Here is a 21,417-nt window from a genome sequence, read left to right as displayed (position 1 = left end):
AAACTCGCATCCGGCAAGGAAAAGCTCGGGTCGCCAGGGTCGAAACCACCAGACCGGCGCGACCCCAACCCACTTGCCGAGAGCTGGAAGGAGCTGACCTCGGCGCATGCCCCAGCGACCGCCGACGTCACGGCGTTTGTGGCTGAGGCCCACGACAGGGCCGGGGCATGGGCCAAGAACACAAATGGCGAAGGGCGCGCGCGACAATGCCGCGTTCATGCGGCGCATGAGCGGTTGCACCCGTTGGCCGAGCGGTGCCGGCCAAGCAGATCGATCTCGGGGCGAAACTGGTGGGGCGGTGATCAAACGGCGACGTAGCCACAATGCGTCCAACGGAGTTAATGCAACAGAGCCCTGTTGACCGGATAGAACCCGGCGTCCGTAGGCGTCAGCTGCCATTGTTGATTGGCCGGACCGAGCACAAAGAAAAAGCCGGTCGAGGAGGTCTTGCGCTCCTCGACCGGCGATCAGAATATAACAGCACTCACCGTTTAGTCAGGCTGCCTACAGGCGGTCCCAAGTGGCCCAATGGAGCAGCCACCGCCCGGACCATTGCCGCCGGAACTGCCACCGCCGGAACTGCCACCTGCACTGGACGTAGGCGCGGGATATACCCAGAACGCTTGAGCGTTGGTCCCATTGCAATCGTACTGATCCAATCGCAGACCTTGACTGGTCGAAGAGAACGGGACATCCAGGCACTTTCCGCTGCTGACAGAGACAAAGTTGTAGGCTCCCGAGGGCAGGCGAACCGCTACCCATTGATCGTTGGTTTGATCGTTCATGGTCCAAAGATCGATCCCAGCCTGGTTCCAGGTTACGCTGGGACCACCAGCTACATCTATGATGGTTCCATAGCCGTCCTCAATGTTGTAGGAAATTCCAAAGAAGCTCGCGGGCGAAAACCACCATTGCTGAGACGGCCCGACTCCGCATGGCCACTGATCGAGAGCGGCGCCAGCTGTCTGCTGTCCACCGAAGACGTCGAGGCAAAGTCCGCTATTTACGTTCTGAATGGCCCACGCCCCAGGACCAATCGGGGAGTTAGCCGGCAGCTTCTGCGGACCGCTGGGCGGCGGGCTGCTGGGCGGCGGAGTGGGAGACGACGTTGGAGGAGGCGCAGCAGCTGTGGGCGCAACCGGATTGCCCGGCGCAGGATTGACCTGCACGAGTGTAAAGGCTTGCGCATTGGTGCCGTTGCAGGAGAACTGGTCCAGTTGCAGCCCGTTCGCATTGGAAGCTCCGGGCACATCCAGACAGAGTCCATCATTCTGAGCGACGAACCGGTACACGTTGTTGCCATTGCCATCGGTCCACAGATACACGGCCTTCCACTGTTCGTTGCTGTCCCCTCCGTAACTCCAGAGTTGGATCGGCGTCTGGTTGCCGGTCGCTCCAGTACCTCCGGTCACGTTCCATGACATGGCCACAAAGCGACTGTGGACCTGATAGACACCATTGCCGACGGAGGTAAGCTGCCACTGCTGATTGGCTTGGTCGTTTCCACAGGTCCATTGGTCCAGACGCGTGCCCAGCGCAGTTCCCCAGTCAAACACGTCAACACAGGAGCCGTCGTTGACGTTCACCACGTTGTACCACGCGTTCGGATTGGGCGTTGGAGGAGGAGGAGGAGCAGGAGCCGTGGGCGCAACCGGATTGCCCGGCGCAGGATTGACCTGCACGAGCGTAAAGGCTTGCGCATTGGTACCGTTGCACGAGAACTGGTCCAGTTGTTGCCCGTTCGCATTGGAGGCTCCGGGCACATCCAAACACAGCCCGCTGTTCTGAGCGATCAGATTGTATACGTTGTTGCCATTGCCATCGGTCCGTAGATACACGGCCTGCCACTGTTCGTTACTGCGCCCTCCGTAACTCCAGAGCTGGATCGGCGTCTGGTTGCCGGTCGCTCCAGTACCTCCGGTGACGTCCCAGGACATGGCCACGAAGCGGCTGCTGACCTGGTAGGAACCGTTTCCGGTCGGCGTCAATTGCCACTGCTGATTGGCTTGGCCGTTTCCACAACTCCATTGATCCACCACTGAGCCGAGCGCGGTTCCAAAATTCAGATCATCCACGCAAAGGCCACTGTTGACATTCACCACGTTGTACCACGCGTTCGGATCGGGGGTTGGGGCAGGAGGAGGCGCAGCAGCCGTGGGCGCAACCGGATTGCCCAGCGAAGGCGTGACCGGCACGAGCGTAAAGGCTTGCGCATTGGAGCCGTTGCAGGAGAACTGGTCCAGTTGCAGCCCGTTCGCATTGGAAGCTCCGGGCACATCCAAACACAGCCCGCTGTTCTGAGCGATCAGCTTGAATACGTTGTTGCCATCGCTATCGGTGCGTAGAAATATGGCCTGCCACTGTTCGTTGCTGTTCCCTCCGTAACTCCAGAGTTGGATCGGCGTCTGGTTACCGGTCGCTCCAGTACCTCCGGTCACGTTCCATGACATGGTCACAAAGCGACTGTGGACCTGATAGACACCATTGCCGACCGGCGTCAACTGCCACTGCTGATTGGCTTGGTCGTTTCCACAGGTCCATTGGTCCAGACGCGTGCCCAGCGCAGTTCCCCAGTCAAACACATCAACACAGGAGCCGTCGTTGACGTTCACCACGTTGTACCACGCGTTCGGATTGGGCGTTGGAGGAGGAGGAGGCGCAGCAGCAGTGGGCGCAACCGGATTGCCCGGCGCAGGATTGACCTGCACGAGAGTAAAGGCTTGCGCATTGGTACCGTTGCACGAGAACTGGTCCAATTGTTGCCCGTTCGATGTGGAAGCTCCAGGCACATCCAGACACAGCCCGTCATTCTCAGCAATGAATTGGTACACATTGTTGCCATTGCTGTCGGTCGACAGATAGGCAGCCTTCCATTGCTCGTTGCTGGCTCCTCCGAAACTCCAGAGTTGGATCGGCGTCGTATTGCCAGTCGCTCCTGTTCCTCCGGTGATATTCCACGACATGGCCACGAGGCGGCTGCTAACCTGGTAGGAGCCGTTTCCGGTCGGCGTCAATTGCCACTGCTGATTGGCTTGGCCGTTTCCGCAGCTCCATTGATCCACCACTGAGCCGAGCGCGGTTCCAAAATTCAGATCATCCACGCAAAGGCCACTGTTGACATTCACCACGTTGTACCACGCGTTCGGATTGGGGGTTGGAGCAGGAGGAGGCGCAGCAGCTGTGGGCGCAACCGGATTGCCCAGCGCAGGCGTGACCGGCACGAGCGTAAAGGCTTGCGCATTCGTGCCGTTGCAGGAGAACTGGTCCAGTTGCTGCCCGTCCGACTTGGAGGCGCTGGGCACGTCCAAGCAGAGGCCGCTGTTTTGGGCGATGAATTTATAGATTCCGTTCCAGTTGCTGTCGGCTCCCAGAAGCACCGCTTGCCATTGCTCGTTGCTAGCCCCGCCATAACTCCAGAGCTGGATCGGGACCTGGTTGCCGGTGGCTCCAACGCCGCCGGTGACGTTCCACGACATCGCCACGAAGCGGCTGCTGACCTGGTAGATCCCATTGCCGACCGGCGTCAACTGCCACTGCTGATTGGCCTGGCCATTTCCGCATTGCCATTGGTCCAGACTGGTCCCCAGGGCCGTTCCAAATGCAAATACATCTGCACAGAGACCACTGTTGACATTGACAACCTTGTACCAGCCATTGGTGTTGATCGTTCCCGCATGAGTGATTTGCAGTTTGAAAAAGTGCACATCGGAAGGAGCCGTTGTTTGGCCGTAAGCTCCTGCCTTGAAATATGAGGCTAGGCCGCCAACACCGAACGTGTTTAAGACAAAAGGCGTCCCCCCATTGATGCTTACTGAAAGCTGATTATTGGAATAGTTGATCTCATAACTGAAAAGGGTGCCGACAGGAACTTGACCGAGGAACGTTCGTAGCTGATTTCCTCCAGCCGTTGTTTGCTCCACTCCTATCTCGATATTTCCAGCCGAATCATAGTACAACTCGGCAAGGGGCTTCTCCCCGGCAAGATGCACCTGACCGATGACGACACTACCACCTGGATCTTCCACCTTGAGCGTTGCGTCCAACTTATTGGTCCCACTCGGAAACCAACTCGCTGCAGAACCGTCTGCATTCATTTCGCGTAATTCGGTTCGGCAGTGTGCCGAATTAGGCGTTGTGACGCAGTTGATTCCCGGATCCTTCATCCCCAAAGAGCCATCGGAACTGTTCGTGAAAAAATATTGGTCCTGGAATCCCCCTTGGAGTTGGGAACTGCTGATAGTCGTAGGGTTTCCCGGAGTACCCGTAGGTAATTGCAACTCCCACTGAGTGAGATTAAAATTGGTTGCCGGGGATGCGGTGCCAATGAGCCAGGCGCTGTTGGTGGGGTACCGATCGTGCCGGCACTGAGGCAAGCGGGATTACCTGCCTGACAAGCGGGGGCGGGGGCAGAGGCTTGAGCCTGGGTGCAGTTCGCCCACTGCCCTTGCGGCAGCTGCATATAGCAAAGGTTCCGCTTATTCTGTTGTTGCAGTAGATTGCTCGCGGTGGTTGGGTCGTCCGTAATGAGGTATTGGAAGCCTTGACTGAGGAGGAAGCTGAGATTGGTACGCTGATCACTGTGGTCTACGGGCTGGGTCGGATCAATGGGGCCTGTCCCGTTCGGATTGTTGTAGAGATACTGATCAAGGATGTCGCAACAGCTACCGTTTGAGGACCGGAAGAACTGAGGTGTCTGGGTGGTGTCGCCATTGGGGTAAAACTCGCCGACTGGATTGAAAGCTCCGACGGTCACCTGCTGGTTCTGGTTCTGTTTGGCGGCTGGCAACACGGTTTGGGTTAGAATGCCGCCGGGCTCCTTGAGGTTAACTTCCACCGCAGCCATCTGGACCGGGCCGGAATGCATACTGGCTAACCAGTTGACAATGCCCTGTTCGCCGCCGAAGCCGTTGTTCCCGAAATCTGTTACATCGAAGCCTCCATCCTCCGTGTCTGTAATCGTTGTGGTCGTCGGAGCAACATTCGCAGTGTTGATAACCGGTATAAAGATTACATGTTGGGAGTCTGATCCGAAGGTAGTAAAGAAATCCGTAGTTCCATTGGGAAATAGAGTCGCCGGCATCTTAAAGACCGCTGAGGTGAGGAAAGAACGCCCGAGGTCGTCGTTTTTTGCTTTTACGATAGGCAGTGCAGCTCGCGCTACGTCAATACCCTGGATGTCAAGCAAGACGACCATGCGGATATGATTTTTGCTGATGTAGTCAAGAGCATCCGCCAGGGTGGGCGGATATTCGCCGAAAGCGTTGTTGAATCCATTGCAGCCGTTATTAACCGCATTTAGCAGACTAACGCTATCCCGTAGTACGGTGTTGCCCAGGAAGGATCTCGTATCCGACAGTAGCGTACCGTTCACTGCGGGGTTTTTGGCATCGTTGAAGATGGAACCGGGAGGGGTGAACGGATTGTACGGATTTGCTGAGCCAGGCGAAAAGACTGAACCCAGCCCGCACCACTCTCTTCCCCACGTCTTATCATGGCTCAGGATTGGCACCCCGTCGCTCGTCAGTTTGACGTCGAGTTCGATCATCTCCCATCCCGCTTGCGCAGCTAATCCGATCGACTGCAAGGAGTTCTCCGGGACACCTGCCGCCTGGCTCAAGCCGGCCAGCGCGTGGATGCCACGGTGGGCGGAGAGCATAACGAGATCTGAATGCGGGTTAAAAAGCGCACTCATAATATTCGGAGTATCAAAATTGTTAGGGTTTGGGTTGGCAAGGGTCGTTGTCCATACGGTGTTATTTGCCGGTTCGACAGTATCCTGTGCGGCAGCAGTGTGGGGCAGGGCTACAGTCGTCCAAATGAAGCCGGTAAGTAGCACCCATAGGCGCATGAAATCGAAGTAACGTTTCGGGCGGAACATCGTGTGTCTCCTATCAGGCAGGAACTAGGCGTTTGATCGCCAAGGCGATCAGTATGTTGTCGAGTCGTGTGGGCAGAAATGTTGTTAAGCGATCCGGACCAAAGGATTTGCGGCCATCTGCAAATTCCAGTTCGCAGGCCGATTGGCAAGAGAACTAGCTGGTAAGGCGTTCACGGCTTAGGTGCGCAAGAGTGTACGTATCTCGAATCGGTACATGTCTTCGAACGTACAAAATTCAGGAACGCCAAGTTCGATCACCGGCGCGGCGGCGACAATGATCGGGATGTGATGCTGAAGTAAGTCTTGATATTCTCGTCTTTCCTCGAGCGTAAAGCCGCGGATCTGATATGCAAGGCTGATATGAAATCCGAATGTCGCGTGGTTCTTCGCGCGATACAGAAATACTTCGTCAGCCAGGCGATCACGAAGCCTGCTAAGCTTCACCTTCTCATTCTGGTCGGCGGGCACGAGTTGGAGCCCGCTCGCCAACTGAGGAGCAATTGTTTTCTCTTTGTCTAAACGGAAACGTATTGGCATCTCCTCCTGTATTTTGAATTGCGCGAACCTCTGCCCGATGATGCGATTGCATTCTGTAATTGATGCTTTGATAGGGACGTCTTGGGGCCATTCAGACTGGCTGCGGTCCAAATCGTTCGCACCGCCAAGTATGGTGACGTGATAGCTGTCGCTGGGCAAGATCGCCAGTTTGGGCGCAAAGGAGCTTGAACGCAATGCATCGCCCACTGCCGTCACAGTGTCTTGCACGTGGCTTTGTTGCGGAAGGTGGCAGATTACGGTGTTTCCAGCGAACGGCCGCCGAGTGCCATCGGGATTGAACTTGAGGTGCGTGTCTTTGGGAATAACGGTGAGCTTAAGGTCATCTCCTTCGGAAGGGGGTAATCCATTCTGCTGAGCTAATAGCCAATGCGGAAGTATTGCCGATAACGAAAATGCAGCGGCGCTCAAAACAAAATCTCGACGGCTACGAATTGATTCTATGTAAGGCAACATTCTTGTCCTTTTTCTCAAAGAAATTAAGGCGAGTGTTCACGTCTGAAATAGGATGCGTGTCGCTCTGATTCACTATCGTTGGCGGAGCATCATTAAGCCCGACGAGAGGCGGCAACGTGAATTGCCGCTGCCTCTCGTTGTATTCGTTTCAAAACGCGAACCGCATCGCTACTTGCACCTGACGCGCAGGAAACGCGCTGGAGCTGCCGCTGAACGTACCGAAGCTCGCACTTGGATTCAGTACGCCGGTGGCGCTCACCGTTCCGATGTTGGTAGTTGGAGAGATATAGTTAGTCGCGTTTAGCACGTTGAAAGCTTCTATCCGGAATTCGAGAGTCTGGCCTTCGGATAGGAGCGTGAAACGCTTATGCGCTGACAAGTCAAACTGACCAAAGGCCGGTCCGCGTAGATTGTTTCGTCCTGCGTTTCCAAAGAGCTGTGAACCCGCTGCGGCAGAAACCCCAGCGATATTCAGGAAACCGCCGACGGCGCTATTCGTCTTGGTGAGTGTGTGTCCGTATACTGCGGCGTTTGTGCTCACTAGATTCGGACGAAGGGTGTAGGCCGCGCTGGTTGTTGACACCACTTGGTTTGAGTTCGGCGTGTACGCCAAATTCATCGGTACGCCACTCGTCACGATGTTCGTACCTGTCAGTTCCCACCCTCCAAGAACCTGTTGCACAAGTTTTGGCGATGTTGATCCGAATCGCTGGCCCTTTCCGAACGGCAGATCGTAGATGAAAGAGGTCGTATTGTTCAGCGGCTGATTGTATCCTGACGGTCCTCGGTCTCCAGCGACGTTCCTGATATTTACAACAGCGCTGTCGCCGTTGCCCGTTTCAAGATCGGCGCCCGAAAGATCGTAGGCCTCCGACCATGTGAACGAGTTGATAAGGAAGAAGCCGTTCGTGAAACGGCGCATAAGTTTAGTTTGCAGCGAATTATAGGTGAGGAAATTAGCGTTAAGTTCTGTGAGGATGTCAGTGAAATTTGCAATGGGTCTGCGATTGAGCAGAGACGCAGTGCCCGTGGAGGTGCAGGCTCCCGAAGAGATCTCCGTCGCAATGCAGGTACGGGCCTGGTTGTAGTCGCCCAAAGTTGGGATATGGACGCCGTGACTGCCTACGTAAGCAATCTCAAGCGTCATTTGCAGCGGCAGTTGCTGTTGGACCGATAGGTGATACGCCTGGACGTACGGGGTGCTGAAATTCTTTGGCGTGTAGCGGGTCTGGGCTCGTACAGTTGAGAAGTTGCTCGGGCCGGCGAAGTTGGTCTGGTAGCCATCTTGCGTTCGACGAAAACAGGTCGTCGGGTCCTGGGTTAGAGAAGTGCAGAGCCCCTGTCTTGGAGTCTGATTGACGGGCAGAGTCGCGGAATAGTTGTTGGGCCCGTTGTACGCCAAGAGGCCTTCTCCGCCGAAGCGAAACAGATAGGCATAACTGATCCCGTAGCCACCGCGAAGGACTGTGCCTGGGCGCGCCTGATAGGAGAAGCCCAGACGAGGAGCGAAGTCCTTATAGTCAGGATTTATGAGGGCACGATCCGCGAGCGAAGATCCGCCGACATAATGCAATTTATAGATATGGCCGGGTGTTGTGCTATTGACATCTTTCCCTGTGCCCGCCTGAAGCAGTTGATTGTTGACCGGATCATAGTTAAGGAGTTTATTGTCCTGCTCATAGTAGGGAGACATAAACTCATAGCGCAGGCCAGCGTTAATGGTGAGGTTGGGGAGGGCCTTCCAGTCATCCTGGATGTAGCCGAAATGCCAGAAACGCAGATAGTTCACTTCGTTGAATGCGTTAAGCGCGTAATTGCTCCGCGCGCCGAAAAGGAAGTCCGTCAGATTCGCTGCTTGCACCGTCGTTGCCGCGCCGGCCGAACTGTACTGGCCAGAGTACGTATCGGACCCGAACTTCGGATGAAAATCCGAAATCGCTTGCGCTAGCCAGCCGAATTCATATCCGACCTTCAGGCTATGCTTGCCCTTGATCCAGGTGTAGTTCACCTTTGGGTTGGCTTGCGTTGGGTTCGTGAACTGAAGAGCAGAGGCTGACGTGCCGAACTGCGTAAAGCCAGTGACGGTCTGCGTATTGAGGCCTCCACCGAGGGATGGATCTTGAGGAACATTGGGTATTCCTGCCAAGAGGTTCGGTTGACCGATAAGTGCGGGTATCTTGCCGCTTTGTGTCCACGTCTCGCCGAAGCGGAACTCCAAGATAGATGTAGGCGATAGAACCCAGTTGTAACCTGCGGCGAGCTGACGGGTGTATGCATAGATCGTTCCAGCGCTATTTCCGCCGGCTAAGCCTGGAATGTTAGGTGGCTGAAAGGTCGAGGCCCCCCGCTGGCTATAGCGGAAGAAGCCACTTTGACGCGGATTCATAACGAAATCGGCACGCCCGTCTCCCTTGTTCTCAAAGTCAGTCGTAGCTGGTAAATATTGGAAGTTGTTTGCAGTGAGTGCCGCGCCGGGGATATTCGGGGTCGGCAAGAGTTTGAAGGCTGCCAACGCTACAGGATCGATGTTCGGGTCGTTCAGAGGAACCTGACCGTTGGCATAGACTACCCCGGTGTACGGGTTCTTCACTGGAATAGGTGTGCCCGTAGGTGTGCCATCGGTAGTGAAAAGGCCCCCAAGTTCAGCTTGTGTCGGAAGATTCGCAGTCGTCAGGAGATGAGCGACTGAGCGCAGACCTTCATAATCGACGAAGAAGAAGAGCTTGTCTTTGATAACCCGCCCGCCAAGTGTGCCGCCAAATTGGTTTTGCACCAGCGTCGGCTTTACAACCGGTACCCAGGAATGGACCGAACGAGTTGAGGACGGTGTTACGAAGATAATCGTAAGCGCCCCCGTGAAAAGCATTGGCACCGCTGCGCGTCGTCGCGTTGATGATGGCACCACCTGCGCGACCGTATTCGGCGGAGTAATTGTCCGTTTGGACTTTGAATTCCTGAACGGCGTCGGGCGATGGACTGAACGCCTGGTTCGAGAAGCCCTGGTTTGCCTCTTGATAGGCGTTATTGTCGATACCGTCGAGTTCGAAGTTGTTGAGCTGTGAGTTGAGTCCGTTGATGTTATAGGACGCATCTCGCGGAGGATTCGACGTAACCCCGAGCAAAGACTGGCGAACACCTGGGACGAGCTTGGAGAGATCCGCATAGGCACGCCCATTCAGGGGCAAGGTGACCGCTTCGGCTGATTGGATGGTCTGACCACGGTCGCTTGTGTCGGTCTCCAACTGGCTTGCCGCCCCCGATACGGTCACGCTCTCTGTGCTGGCTCCAAGCTTCAGTCCAATATCGACCCGCTGTCGTGCGCCCACATTGACTGTAAACCGATCAGTGATCGAAGAACTGAATCCGGTGGCTTGGACGGTCACCGTGTACTCACCCGGTTGAACGTTCGTAAAGTCGTAACTGCCGTCTGCATCGGCCTGACGAGTGACCTTGATGCCCTTGGCCGGATTCGTGAGAACAACGGTCGCTCCGGGAACGACCGCGCCGGTTGGGTCTTTGACCGCGCCGAGAACCTCGGCTGAGTCGAACTGGGCATGGCAGTGTGTGGCTGAGGAAAGGATTAGAAGGAGGATGACGACATATTTGCAGAGTGAAAGGCTGGCTTTAGCGGATGTTTTGTCAACGTCGTTGCAGTATCTGGACACGAACAGGTGGTGCAAAACACTTAGATTCACGGCGGCTACTCCAATAAGAACGGCAGTTCGATTTTCGTATACAAGGGTTGCGGCCTTGTCAAACGCAGGACGACCCTAGCAGCCTTGCGAAGGGAGGCCAAGACATTTCGCCGCTACGACACCGTTGCATCGCGTAAGTCTATTTTTTAGAATGATGTATCAGCGTCGGCAGGACAATATAGATACATAAACACCAAATGAATTCGATTGGGCAGTGTTCATACAGGTGTGGTCTACTTGGTAGGTTTGAAGAGGGCTTAAGATGTGCGCCGCTAGCACGAAGGAGATCAATTCATCCAGGAGCGCTGCGAGTGATCCACGGCGAGCGTTAGTGCAAAGAGTCGTCGACTCTGCCGCGTTTGCAAAGAGCGAACGGCTTTCGAGTTTTCTGACCTGTATCTGTGAACTCACTCTTGCTGGCCGGTCCAGCGAGATCAATGAACAGAAGATCGGAACCGCGGTCTTCGGGCGACCGCGCGATTACGACTCGACTATCGACGGTATTGTGAGGCCGCAGGCAAGTCGCTTGAGACAGCGGCTCGACATCTACTTCAACGGAGAAGGTTCGGAAGAACCACTACGCATCACCCTTCCGCGAGGAAGTTACGTCCCTATTTTCGAGCCTCATGCGAACCCGAATTTAGCTCCCGCTGTGTCGAACCCCTCCCCTGAGAGTTCTCCGGCGCCCGTCCCCACCGAGTTCCCCGCGATTTCGCCGAAGACAAGAAGTACACCTTGGGTATGGATAACCGTAACTATCGTGCTCGTCGCGCTTCTAGCCCTTGGGATTCTTAGAACCATACCTACGACCATCACCTCCACAACATCTCATCCCTTATGGAGTCTCCTCTTTCGCCCAGATCAACAAACAATGGTCGTTCCAAGCGACACAGGACTGGTGATGTGGCGAGGAATCACCAAGCAAAACATCGACTTGGCGGAATATCTACTTGGCAATTACCGTTCGAAGACCGCGGAAGGCAACGCCAAGGAACAGGTAGATGTTGCCGACCTTGCGAACCGCCGATACACATCGATCGTCGACTTAGACGTGGTCAAGTCCTTGCAGCATGTCGCAGACTCTGAAAGGAGCAAGTTCGACCTCCGCTACGCCCGCGACGTCCGTCCGAACGATTTGAAGTCGGGAAATGTTGTACTCATCGGGGCAGCGGCGGCAAACCCTTGGGTAGAGCTTTTTGAGCCCAAAATGAATTTTGTCTTCTCGGATGCACATATCCGCAAGTACACAGTTCTGAATCGGGCTGCGGTCGGGACAGAACCATCCAAATGGAGTTCAGACTATGACGATCCTCAAAAGCGGGTCTACGGCGTAGTCGCGTTCATGTCCAACCTTAGCGGAACAGGAAACGTGCTTATCCTAGAAGGAACCTCAATGGCAGGCACCGAGTGTGCTTGGGATTTCGTCTCCGACGACTCTTCACTGCTCCCCTTCTTGCATCGGATCAAGCGTGCTGACGGAACAATTCCTCATTTCCAGTTGGTCTTGGAAAGCATTAATCTGAACGATTCCTCGGTAAAGAGGACTATTCTTGCTTGGAGAACGATGGACTGATGGTGCGATTCCAGCGATCGTCGGTCCTTCGCTCGGGCTTCATCTCTTGCTACGAGCAATATCCGTGGCACAACGGCGGTCTCGAACACGTGGGTCTTAGGCGCGATTTGGGATGGTGTCAGATCGGGCTTTACGAAGGTAAAGCTCAGAGACTTCACCACAGCCTTATGGAATACGCTCCACGGACACCCATCTGCGGACGAGCAACCAGTGGGTGTGACCAACACTTCAGCTGGCGGATGGGTTAATGTGAGTGGTGAAGCCGCGCGGAGTTGGTCCAGTGTTTGCCCACGATAGCGAATGCGAAGTGTGTATCGGCTTGCGCCGGAGCGTCGCCAGGCTTCAAAGACAATCTGAGAATCTGGGGGGTATCGTCTGCACGCCCATCCGCTGTCCAGTGCAGGCCGAGTAACGAGGCTAGAAAGAAACAGAATTTCGATTAGGCTGGCGAGGGCGTGATTTGGACGTTGAATCCCAAGTTCTTCAAGCGGTGGATGAGGTGAAGGGCTTGCTTGTCTTTGGCGCGATGGTTGAAGTGGTTAGCGCCGAGATCCTGGTAGAGGGTTCCAGACTTGAGCATATGGTAGGCGGTGGTGAGCAAGGAGGAGGCTACGGCTCCGATAGCTTTTTTGGGGCCGCGGCGGCTGCGCAGGCGGTGGTATTGAGCATGGAAGTAGCTGTCCTTGGTGCGCGCGGCCGCCCAGGCGCATTGCACTAGAGTGGTCTTGAGCCACGGCGCACCTTTCTTCATGCGACTGGAGCGCCGCTTGCCCGCGCTTTCATCGTTGCGGGGACAGAGTCCAGCCCAGGAAATCAGGTGACCGGCGGTTTCAAAGCGGCTCATATCGACCCCAATCTCGGCGATGATCACCTCGGCGGAGAGTGAGCTGACGCCAGGAATGCCGTTCAGCATTTCGAGGGCGACCCGAAAAGGTTCGACGTTGCCGTCGACCTCCTTATCAATGCGAGCGATGGCCGCGTCCTGGGCATCGATCTGATCCAGATGCAGCTTCAGCATAAAGCGATGATGATCCGTCACCCTGCCGCGCAACGCCGCTTCCAGTTGCGCTGTGGTGGCGTGAATCCGCCGGTCTGCCAGTGCGGCTAGTGCCTTGGGGGCGGTGTGGCCAGCGATCAGGGCCTGGAGGATGCGGCGGCCAGAGAGACCCAGAACATCGGTGACCACCAAATCCAGCTTGATGTTGGCGTCCTCCAGCGTCTTCTGGATGCGCTGAATATGACTGCTGCGCTCGCGCCCGAACTGCTTGCGGGTACGCAGCAGATCGCGCATTTGCTGGGTTGGTTGGTCGGGCACAAAGCTCGCCTTGACCAGTCCATGGGCCATGAGCTCGGCCAGCCAGACGGCGTCGTTAACGTCGGTCTTGCGCCCCGGCACATTTTTGACGTGGCCGGCATTGGCCAGCACCAATTCGAACTCGCCGTCGGAGAGAATATGCCAGACCGGCTTCCAGTAGACGCCGGTGGCCTCCATGACGATATGCGTACAACCTTCCGTTACAAGCCAATCGGAGAGGGCTATCAGTTCCTCGGTGGTTGTCTTGAACGTCTTAATTCCTGTCGTCACCTTGCCGTTCCTAAAATGACGAACGCAGGCCACCACCGTCTCCTTGTGAATATCCAGACCAGCGCAATGCGGATGCAGAAGTTCCATCGCTTCTCCTCTGCGCCGCTGGCGTGGAGCCCCGATCGGAGAAATCTAGAAAGCGCGCTCCGGGGCGGTAAACTGCCCGTGGCGACAATCCGGGGTGCTCAAGGGGTTCCGGGTCCGACTGTTACACGGGCTGATGCGCACCAAACTCATACCGACCTCAATGCCCACGACGCGAAAATACTCTACACCAACACGCTTGCACGTTTCATCTATCGCGGGTCGGAAACACCGGTGGGGGACTGTTACGAAACTCGTCGACAAGCTGTCCGGCCTGCCGCATCGCTCAGGAGAAGATGACGAATCGCTACTGGTCCGATGTCGATGCGGATGCTGGGAATGAGCTACACGGAAGAGCGATCAGAATCAGAAAGATTATCCAGTTCTTCCAGGCTTTGATGAAGCGTGCGAGTAGCGAGCAGACCGAGGACAGCCTCTTCCGCATCATTGGCCAGCGCCTCAAAAAAACGTTCGACATTTGAACTGACGAGACGACGTTGAGGTACATCCGGCCGTGGAATCCATAGCTTCTTTGTTCCCATGACCGAGCAATAAATGTCGCGTAGCGTAATTTCTGCCGAAGGACGGCCAAGGCGTGTTCCGCCGTTCTTGCCCTCCAGCGAGTGCGCCAGCCCATCACGAACCAGAGGCACCAGCAGCTTTCGTAGAAAGCTAGGATTGGCGGCTCTTGCACGAGGCTGGCCGTCGTGGAGCGCGAGCGACGCGTGAAGTACAGTTTCTAGCCAACGCTGTTAACCTAGGAGTGAGGGATACATGTCGAGAGTTTTCATCGTAAGAGCCAGCATGGTGGCGATTCTTTGCCTGTCTTCGTTCGCCGTGATGTCGGCGCAGCTTCCGGAGCCGGATGGAGGGACGATCGAGCGCGGCACGTCGCCGGCTCACTGGCTGTCTCAGGGCTCGAAGTGCATGGAGATTCCAGAGTGGCAGGTGCATGAGTACAACCCGAACTTCTTTATCCTGCGGCAGTCCCCCTGCACGGACTACGAGAAGCCGTTCGTGTTCCTGTTCTTTGGCAAGGACAAGGCGTTGCTGGCGGATACCGGATCGCGTAACGGCAATATTGTTCCCGCGATTCAAGTCACGGTCAAGAACTGGCTAGCACGCAATGGGCGCACCAGTATTCCGCTGCTGGTGGTGCATACGCATGAGCACCGAGACCATGTCTGGGGCGACAAGGCGCTGCAGGCAATGAACGATGCCGCGATCCCGGTTACCCTTCTGCCGGCGGAGGTCGAGGCGACCAAGAAGTTCTATGGGATCGAGCACTGGCCAACCGACATCGGGCATGTCGATCTGGGCGGGCGTGTGATCGACGTGATTCCGATTCCAGGACACAGCGCGGCCAGCGTGGCCTTCTATGACCGGAATACGGCGATCCTGCTCTCCAGCGACAGCCTGTATCCCGGCCGTTTATACGTGCAGGATTTCGCAGCATTCCAAGCGAGCACGGAGCGGCTGATCGCGTTCACGAAGGACAAGCCGGTGGCGCATGTGCTGGGCAACCACATCGAGGAGACGAGCACACCATTTCTCGATTACCCGGTGGGCACGATGTATCAGCGCCAGGAGCATGAACTGGCGCTCTCGCGCGGATCGCTGCTGGAGTTGGAGGACGCTCTGCTGTCATTGCACGGCGTGCCGCAGCGGCTGGCGCTGCGCGACTTCTCGGTCTGGCCCTCGGGGCCGAAGTTCACCAGGCCCGGCGACCGGGAGAGGTTTCAGCAGCATGAGAAGGAAGAGATGGAGCGGATGTGGGACCACACTGCCCAACCAGGAGTTCATTAGGGCGCTTGCTTGAAGCGGCAGCAGCCGATTGAAATCTCTCAGGAAACCACTTAAGCGGTGGAGCTTCAGGAACCGATTGAGGGGAGCTGCTGAGCACGAAGGTCCTGACAAATCTATCGTCATCTCCGGAAAGATACTGGTTCCCTTTATGCTCTCCAGCGGGTAAAGAGATTCCTTAAATCACGGTTCGGGGCAGTCCCGATAGGGAACCTAACGTTTCACGGGACTAATGTTCGAAGTCCGTCGCGTAGCTAAGATCTTTCCATTCTTTCCCCAGCTCGATCTTGGCCAGATCGTTTGCTTCCGCCGCATTGAATGCGTCAATTCCAAGGACGATGCGTAACGGTGGCTCCTTAACCGAGGCTAGCTTCAACAATGCTGCTGCAGCCCTAGTCGGGTCCCCGGGTTGTTTTCCGTTGTAGTCGCGCTGGAAGCGCGCTGTCTTACCCACCGTCGCATCGTATTCGGGACGTCCTTCCCGCAGCTCGGTTGACGACCCTGCGAAGTCCGTACGGAAACCACCTGGTTCAACGATGGTGACCTTGACGCCGAGGGGTCCTACTTCTTTCGCGAGCGTCTCGGAAAAACCCTCCACGCCCCATTTAGCGGCTGCATATGGTGCGCGTCCAATGGGTCCGACGCGACCTGCGATGGAAGTGACCTGGATGATGTGGCCTGAACCCCGCTCCCGAAAATAAGGCAGCACGGCCTTGGTGAGAATAATCACCCCAAAGAGATTCGTTTCAATTTGCGCGCGAAAGTCCTCAAGCGTGGTGTCCTCAATAGGAGCAACATTTCCGTAACCAGCGTTATTGACCAGAACATCGAGTTTTCCGAAAGTCCGAATTGTAGCCTTCACGGCCTCACCTGCCTGCGTTTCGCTGGTGACATCAAGAGAGAGGGGCAGCACGAGATCGCCATATTTATCCTTCAACTCCTCCAAATCTTCGGTATTGCGAGCAGTCGCGGCTACCTGGAAACCTGATGAGAGCGCCGCCTCCGCAAATGCCCTTCCAAGTCCACGCGAACTACCTGTGATGAGCCAAACCTGTGACATCGTTCCTCCTATTGCTGCGCCACTGCATCTTGCAATGTGTTCTAACTCTTGTTTTGTACCGATAGCCGAACTCTGCTGGTGGTCCTCTTCGCACTCTCGCGAATCTCCAATTCAGTGAGGGCCTGTAGCAGAGTGCGTTGCCCGAGCATGGAGAGGATCGCCTCCTGCGCGTCGTCAATCAACTCTTCGAAGTAGCCTTGTACGTTGGAACTCACCAGGCAGCGATGCGGAATTCCGGTTCGAGGCGCCCAGATTTTGGTATCGGCTACGACCGCGCCGTAGATTTCCCGCAGGGTGATCTCTGCTGCTCGTCGTGCGAGACGCACGCCACCGGTCTTGCCCATCTGGGACCGTAGGAGTTTGCTCTGGACGAGCGGCACTAGGAGCTTGCGGACGAAGCTGGGATTCGCTCCGAGGCTCTTCGCCAACTCGGCGGAGGAGAGCTGGGAAACGCTGTTCCGGTCCGCCAACGCCAGGCTGAGCATGATCTGAAGCGCTGTAGGAAATCGAACGTCGATCAAAGGTGAGGCCTCCTCCTCCGTCAAAATTATCTGTACCTATGATACTTGCAGAATACCCGTCGATATGCTTCAATGATAGATACAGTTGGGTCAATTATTGACCACTAACGATTAGCGAATGGAGACTCCGATGTCTGATGAACTGGCTGTGCAACAGGTTCTCGCCCACTATGTCCGGGCTCACGATCGGCGCGACGGCGCCGCCATGGGGGCGCTCTTCACGCCCGAGGCGCGCGTGACGATCTTCTACAACAACAATCCCGACGGGAAGCCGGAGCTGATCGGGGAACTCGCCGGGCGCGAGGCAATCGCCCAGGCGACGACGCATATGATGAAGCCGCACCCGCCGCGAGGGTGGAGCCACAACGCCACCGACGGCCTGCTGATCAACATCGACGGAGACCACGCGACGGTCGACGCCCAGTTCATGGTCTTCACCATCCTCGGTGACGCGAAGCCGTCGAGCGGCTGGCCGGCGGGCGCGGCGGGTGCGATGGGCACGATCACGCCGATCGAGTCCGGTTACTACACGCAGAACCTGGTTCGCGTGGACGGACAGTGGCTCATCGAGTCGCTGCAAGTTCGCCATAACCTGCCGTTCGCCTTCTGAAGCGGAGGAGTGAGATGAAAACGGTTGTCTAGCGACGTCGCCATCTAGCAGCATAAGGAAGCAGTGACACAATGCGTTACTACAAATTCAGCGCGGCCGAACGTAAGCTTGTTATGGCCGAGGCCGAACTTCCGGAGCCGGGACCTGGACAGGTCAGGGTGCGCGTAGCGGCCGCGAGCCTCAACTACCGTGACGTTTTCATGATCTCGCGGTTCGGCGACGTCGGGATCGACAATCGCATCCCATTGTCCGACGCAAGTGGCACGGTCGACGCGGTTGGGGACGGAGCGATGCGTTTCCAAGTTGGGGAACGAGTCGCAACGATATTCTTTCCGGATTGGATCTCAGGCCGGTTCCGGTCCAGCTACGCACCCTCCGCATTCGGCGGCGAAGGCGCTGACGGCGTGTTGTCCGAATACGTGATCGTGCCGGAACGAGCGCTTGTCGCATCGCCTGCATTCCTATCGGACGTGGAGGTCGCGGCTCTCCCTTGCGCCGGCGTGACGGCCTGGCATGCGCTCTTCGTTCGTGCCCCGCTCGAGCCCGACGACAGGGTCCTCATCCAGGGGACAGGTGGCGTCGCGCTGTTTGCACTGCAATTCGCACACGCCGCCGGCGTTCGCTGCATCGTCTTGTCATCTTCCGACGACAAGCTCGAACGCGCTCATAAGCTTGGCGCGTCCGACCTCATCAATTATCGCGATACGCCGGACTGGCACTTGGCGGTCCAAGAAATTACCAAGGGCGAGGGCGCTACACACATTTTGGAGGTCGGCGGTCAGGACACCTATGAACGGTCCCTGCAGAGCCTGGCGCCCAACGGCACCATCGCGCAGATCGGCGTGCTCACGGGCTTCCACCTTCGACCGAACCTTTTGCCGCTTTCCCGTCTTAACGCGAATATCGTGGGCATCCAAACCGGTTCACGCCAACATTTCGAAGACATGAATCGGTTCATTGAGGAGCAAAGACTCACCCCGGTGGTGGATCGCGAATTTACATTCGACGAGGCTCTTCAAGCGTTCGCGCATATGGCCGAGCAACGTCATTTTGGAAAGCTGGTCATCAATGTCGCTGGGGGCTAGGCCTCTGGCGACGCTAATAACATTACGAAATAGAACTCATTCCGGCGAGGCTGAATGTGAGAATACTAATAGCGGCGCAAGCGGCTACATCGGGTCTGCCATAGCCAGGGCTGCTCTCGATCAAGGGCATGGGGTCGGTGCAATTCGCCGTCCTGAGTCGACCTCCATGCTTCTCGGAAGTGGACAGTTCGAAGGTTCGGAGTGGGTGCTGCGAGTTTCGTAACAGCCTCGTTCCTTTCCGCAACGCCCTCCCCAATAGATCTTGCGTGCAGACGCACGCGCAAAAGGAAACCAAGCCTTCCTAGTGGGTGAGTGTACCGGGACAGGCGTTACGTTGTGGACCTGAGACATCCGTTACAAGCCCCTTGCGGAGGCGAAGGCTCGAGTTCGATAGTTCGAGAAGACCTATATCTAGGAGTCGAGGCCGTGGGAATGTGGGAATCCTGAAGGGATTTCCAAAGAGTGTGGGAAGGGTGGGAAGCCGGCTTCAGGGCTTTCCATGCTTTCCACTCTCTGTCATTTCCATGGCCTGCTATTCACTCGGAAATGCTGGATGAACGGCTAACTAGAGCAACTGTGCAGCCCGCCGTTCTTCGCCACTAGATGATTCTACGAATCGTAGGGGCTCAGCACGATGCAGCGTCGAGGCGAAAGTCTCGATTTCATCGACAACGAGAACACGAATGTTCATCGCCCGGTCCCTTGGAAAACCAGAGAAGATGCCGTGGTCAGGGGAAATTGGATCGAGACTAGAAACCGATGGTCTTGAATCGAGGAGACTCAAACGTCCCCTCGATCTCCGTAGAGCTTTTCGAGGCACCCTGGTATTCGCCAGGCCACGCCCGTTGCCTTCTTTGCAACTCCAGCAGGCCTTTCACTATGATCGAGGGATTCGCCACGCGCGACTTTCTCGCCGAGGGGAAGCGACATCAGGTTTGTGGTAGAACGGTCTCTTCCGTCACTCAAGGTTTGACAGCCTTCCGAGGCTGTTCCGGAATTCATTGAAGGAGTTATTGCATGGCAAGTGCTTATTCGCGCAAGACCTCGGAGATACGTAGCGCTGGTCTCGCGATCGCAACAGCCGGTCTAATCGCCGGGACATTGGATCTAGCGGAAACCCTGATTGTGTTCGGAGCTAAGTCTCCTCTCGTGATCGCTGCAGGCTTGTTGGGGATGCAAAATGCTTCCCGCGGCGGCGCGCCGATCTACATCCTGGGAGTGCTGCTGCATTACCTGATTGTGTTTTCCGCGGCGGCTATCTACTTCGCAGTGAGTCGCAGGTTGCATTTTCTGCTCGAACACTGGCTGATCTGCGGCTTGTTCTTTGGCGTAGCGATAGATGTTGTTATGAGAATGATTGTTCTTCCGCTTTCGGCCATGCACGCGAGGGGACCTTATCAGTACCACGAATTAGCTCACGGGCTGGCCGCTCACATGATCCTCGTTGGGCTTCCTATAGCGTTCAGTGTTCAGCGGTTCGGCAGAGTCGCTGAGCCTGAGGGTGAAAATGTCGGCCGTTAAGTCTCGCAATATTCTCGTACTGGGAGCCGGAGAACTCGGTCTCCCGGTCCTGCGCAACCTGGCGCGCCGCGCAAAGAACGTGAAAGGGGTCAAGATCAGCGTACTGCTGCGCAGCAGTGCGGTGGAATCCGATGCGCCGGCCAAGCAACGCGATATCGCCGAAATCCGCAGCCTGGGAATCGAGATCGTCATAGGCGATCTGGTGAAAAGCTCGATCGAAGAGCTCGCATCGGTGTTTGCACAGTATGACACTGTGATCGGTTGCGCTGGCTATGCCGCTGGGATCGACACGCCCATGAAGCTGGCGAAGGCCGCACTGCAGTCGGGCATTCCCCGTTATTTCCCATGGCAGTTCGGTGTCGATTTCGATGTGATCGGGCGCGGCGGACCGCAGGACATCTTCGACGCACAGTTGGACGTGCGTGAGCTGCTGCGTGCCCAGACCGCTACCGAGTGGGTCATCATCTCGACCGGCATGTTCATGAGTTATCTATTCGAGCCGGAATTCGGCGTGGTCGACCTCGAAAGAAGCGAAGTTCATGCGCTGGGCACACTCGACACCGCTGTCACACTGACGACTCCTGATGATATCGGAGCTCTGACCGCCGAGATCGTGTTCGCCGAACCCACCATCCGAAACGAGATTGTATATCTGGCCGGCGACACCGTGACCTACGGAGAGGTTGCTGACAAGCTAGAAGCGGCTCTGCATCGCCCGTTCAGCCGTTCGGAGTGGACCGTGCCATTTCTGATGGAAGAGCTAGCACGCGACCCGCAGGATATGATGCGGAAGTATCGCGCCGCGTTTGCGCTGGGGCGCGGAGTGGCCTGGAGCAAGGACTGGACGTTCAACCAGCGCAGTGGCATTCCTGTCACCGATGTGGGTGCGTGGATCGACGCCAATCTTGCGCTAGGTCGTAGCGGGTAAGCGTATAGGCTGCCTACCCTATACCCGTGTGGTGGCACAATCTGCTGTACATCGATGCCGCCC

The 21,417-nt window shown here is 56.5% G+C and carries 14 protein-coding genes and 1 pseudogene; 6 read left to right on the top strand and 9 right to left on the bottom strand.

Annotation, left to right across the window (positions count from 1 at the left end; translation table 11 throughout):
- Positions 1-491 precede the first annotated feature (491 nt).
- From HDF09_RS19885 to HDF09_RS21015, 5 genes are all read right to left on the bottom strand, one after another.
- The gene (locus HDF09_RS19885; protein WP_183769212.1) at positions 492-4,277 is read right to left on the bottom strand and encodes an RICIN domain-containing protein; all 3,786 of its coding nucleotides are present in this window, start codon (positions 4,275-4,277) and stop codon (positions 492-494) included.
- Complete coding sequence (locus tag HDF09_RS19880; RefSeq protein WP_183769211.1) at positions 4,160-5,878, bottom strand: glycerophosphodiester phosphodiesterase family protein; 1,719 nt, start codon at positions 5,876-5,878, stop codon at positions 4,160-4,162. Before HDF09_RS19880 ends, HDF09_RS19885 begins: the two co-directional genes overlap by 118 nt.
- A gap of 177 nt (positions 5,879-6,055) precedes the next feature.
- On the bottom strand, positions 6,056-6,844 hold the full coding sequence (locus tag HDF09_RS19875; RefSeq protein WP_183769210.1) for a DUF1868 domain-containing protein: 789 nt from the start codon (positions 6,842-6,844) through the stop codon (positions 6,056-6,058).
- Between the two features lie 193 nt (positions 6,845-7,037).
- Positions 7,038-9,662, bottom strand: coding sequence for an outer membrane beta-barrel protein (locus HDF09_RS19870; RefSeq protein WP_260181842.1), 2,625 nt, complete (start codon positions 9,660-9,662; stop codon positions 7,038-7,040).
- Entirely contained in the window at positions 9,589-10,584 is a 996-nt protein-coding gene (locus HDF09_RS21015) for a TonB-dependent receptor (protein ID WP_311720111.1), read from the bottom strand. Before HDF09_RS21015 ends, HDF09_RS19870 begins: the two co-directional genes overlap by 74 nt.
- Before the next feature lie 331 nt (positions 10,585-10,915).
- Between HDF09_RS21015 and HDF09_RS19865 the strand changes: the two genes are divergently transcribed.
- Entirely contained in the window at positions 10,916-12,157 is a 1,242-nt protein-coding gene (locus HDF09_RS19865; RefSeq protein ID WP_311720110.1) for a hypothetical protein, read from the top strand.
- 439 nt (positions 12,158-12,596) lie between these two features.
- On the opposite strand, the gene HDF09_RS19860 is transcribed toward HDF09_RS19865, so the two are convergent.
- Positions 12,597-13,829, bottom strand: coding sequence for an IS110 family RNA-guided transposase (locus HDF09_RS19860; protein ID WP_183769208.1), 1,233 nt, complete (start codon positions 13,827-13,829; stop codon positions 12,597-12,599).
- Between the two features lie 341 nt (positions 13,830-14,170).
- Positions 14,171-14,497, bottom strand: a pseudogene (locus tag HDF09_RS19855) (Rrf2 family transcriptional regulator); the annotation flags it as partial.
- Positions 14,498-14,600: 103 nt separating this feature from the next.
- On the opposite strand from HDF09_RS19855, the gene HDF09_RS19850 reads away from it, so the two are divergent.
- Positions 14,601-15,632 (top strand): MBL fold metallo-hydrolase, encoded by a 1,032-nt coding sequence (locus HDF09_RS19850; RefSeq protein ID WP_183769207.1) that lies wholly within the window; start codon positions 14,601-14,603, stop codon positions 15,630-15,632.
- A 226-nt stretch (positions 15,633-15,858) separates the two neighbouring features.
- Here the strand turns inward: HDF09_RS19850 and HDF09_RS19845 are convergent, their stop codons facing one another.
- On the bottom strand, positions 15,859-16,689 hold the full coding sequence (locus HDF09_RS19845) for an oxidoreductase (protein ID WP_183769206.1): 831 nt from the start codon (positions 16,687-16,689) through the stop codon (positions 15,859-15,861).
- A 41-nt stretch (positions 16,690-16,730) separates the two neighbouring features.
- Positions 16,731-17,210, bottom strand: a complete 480-nt coding sequence (locus tag HDF09_RS19840; protein WP_183769205.1) for an Rrf2 family transcriptional regulator — start codon at positions 17,208-17,210, stop codon at positions 16,731-16,733.
- Between the two features lie 130 nt (positions 17,211-17,340).
- Here HDF09_RS19840 and HDF09_RS19835 point away from each other — a divergent pair, with 130 nt between their 5' ends.
- From HDF09_RS19835 to HDF09_RS19820, 4 genes are all read left to right on the top strand, one after another.
- Positions 17,341-17,820, top strand: a complete 480-nt coding sequence (locus HDF09_RS19835) for a nuclear transport factor 2 family protein (RefSeq protein WP_183769204.1) — start codon at positions 17,341-17,343, stop codon at positions 17,818-17,820.
- Positions 17,821-17,891: 71 nt separating this feature from the next.
- Entirely contained in the window at positions 17,892-18,905 is a 1,014-nt protein-coding gene (locus HDF09_RS19830; RefSeq protein WP_183769203.1) for a zinc-dependent alcohol dehydrogenase family protein, read from the top strand.
- 1,017 nt (positions 18,906-19,922) lie between these two features.
- Positions 19,923-20,426, top strand: coding sequence for a hypothetical protein (locus HDF09_RS19825; RefSeq protein WP_183769202.1), 504 nt, complete (start codon positions 19,923-19,925; stop codon positions 20,424-20,426).
- Positions 20,413-21,354, top strand: a complete 942-nt coding sequence (locus HDF09_RS19820; protein WP_183769201.1) for an aromatic alcohol reductase — start codon at positions 20,413-20,415, stop codon at positions 21,352-21,354. The genes HDF09_RS19825 and HDF09_RS19820 overlap by 14 nt, the downstream gene beginning before the upstream one ends.
- Positions 21,355-21,417: the final 63 nt, after the last annotated feature.

Origin of the sequence: Edaphobacter lichenicola, from assembly GCF_014201315.1 — a bacterium.
GTDB lineage: Bacteria > Acidobacteriota > Terriglobia > Terriglobales > Acidobacteriaceae > Edaphobacter > Edaphobacter lichenicola_B.
Note: the sequence above shows the minus strand (reverse complement) of the source record. Positions and strands in the feature narration are given on the sequence as shown.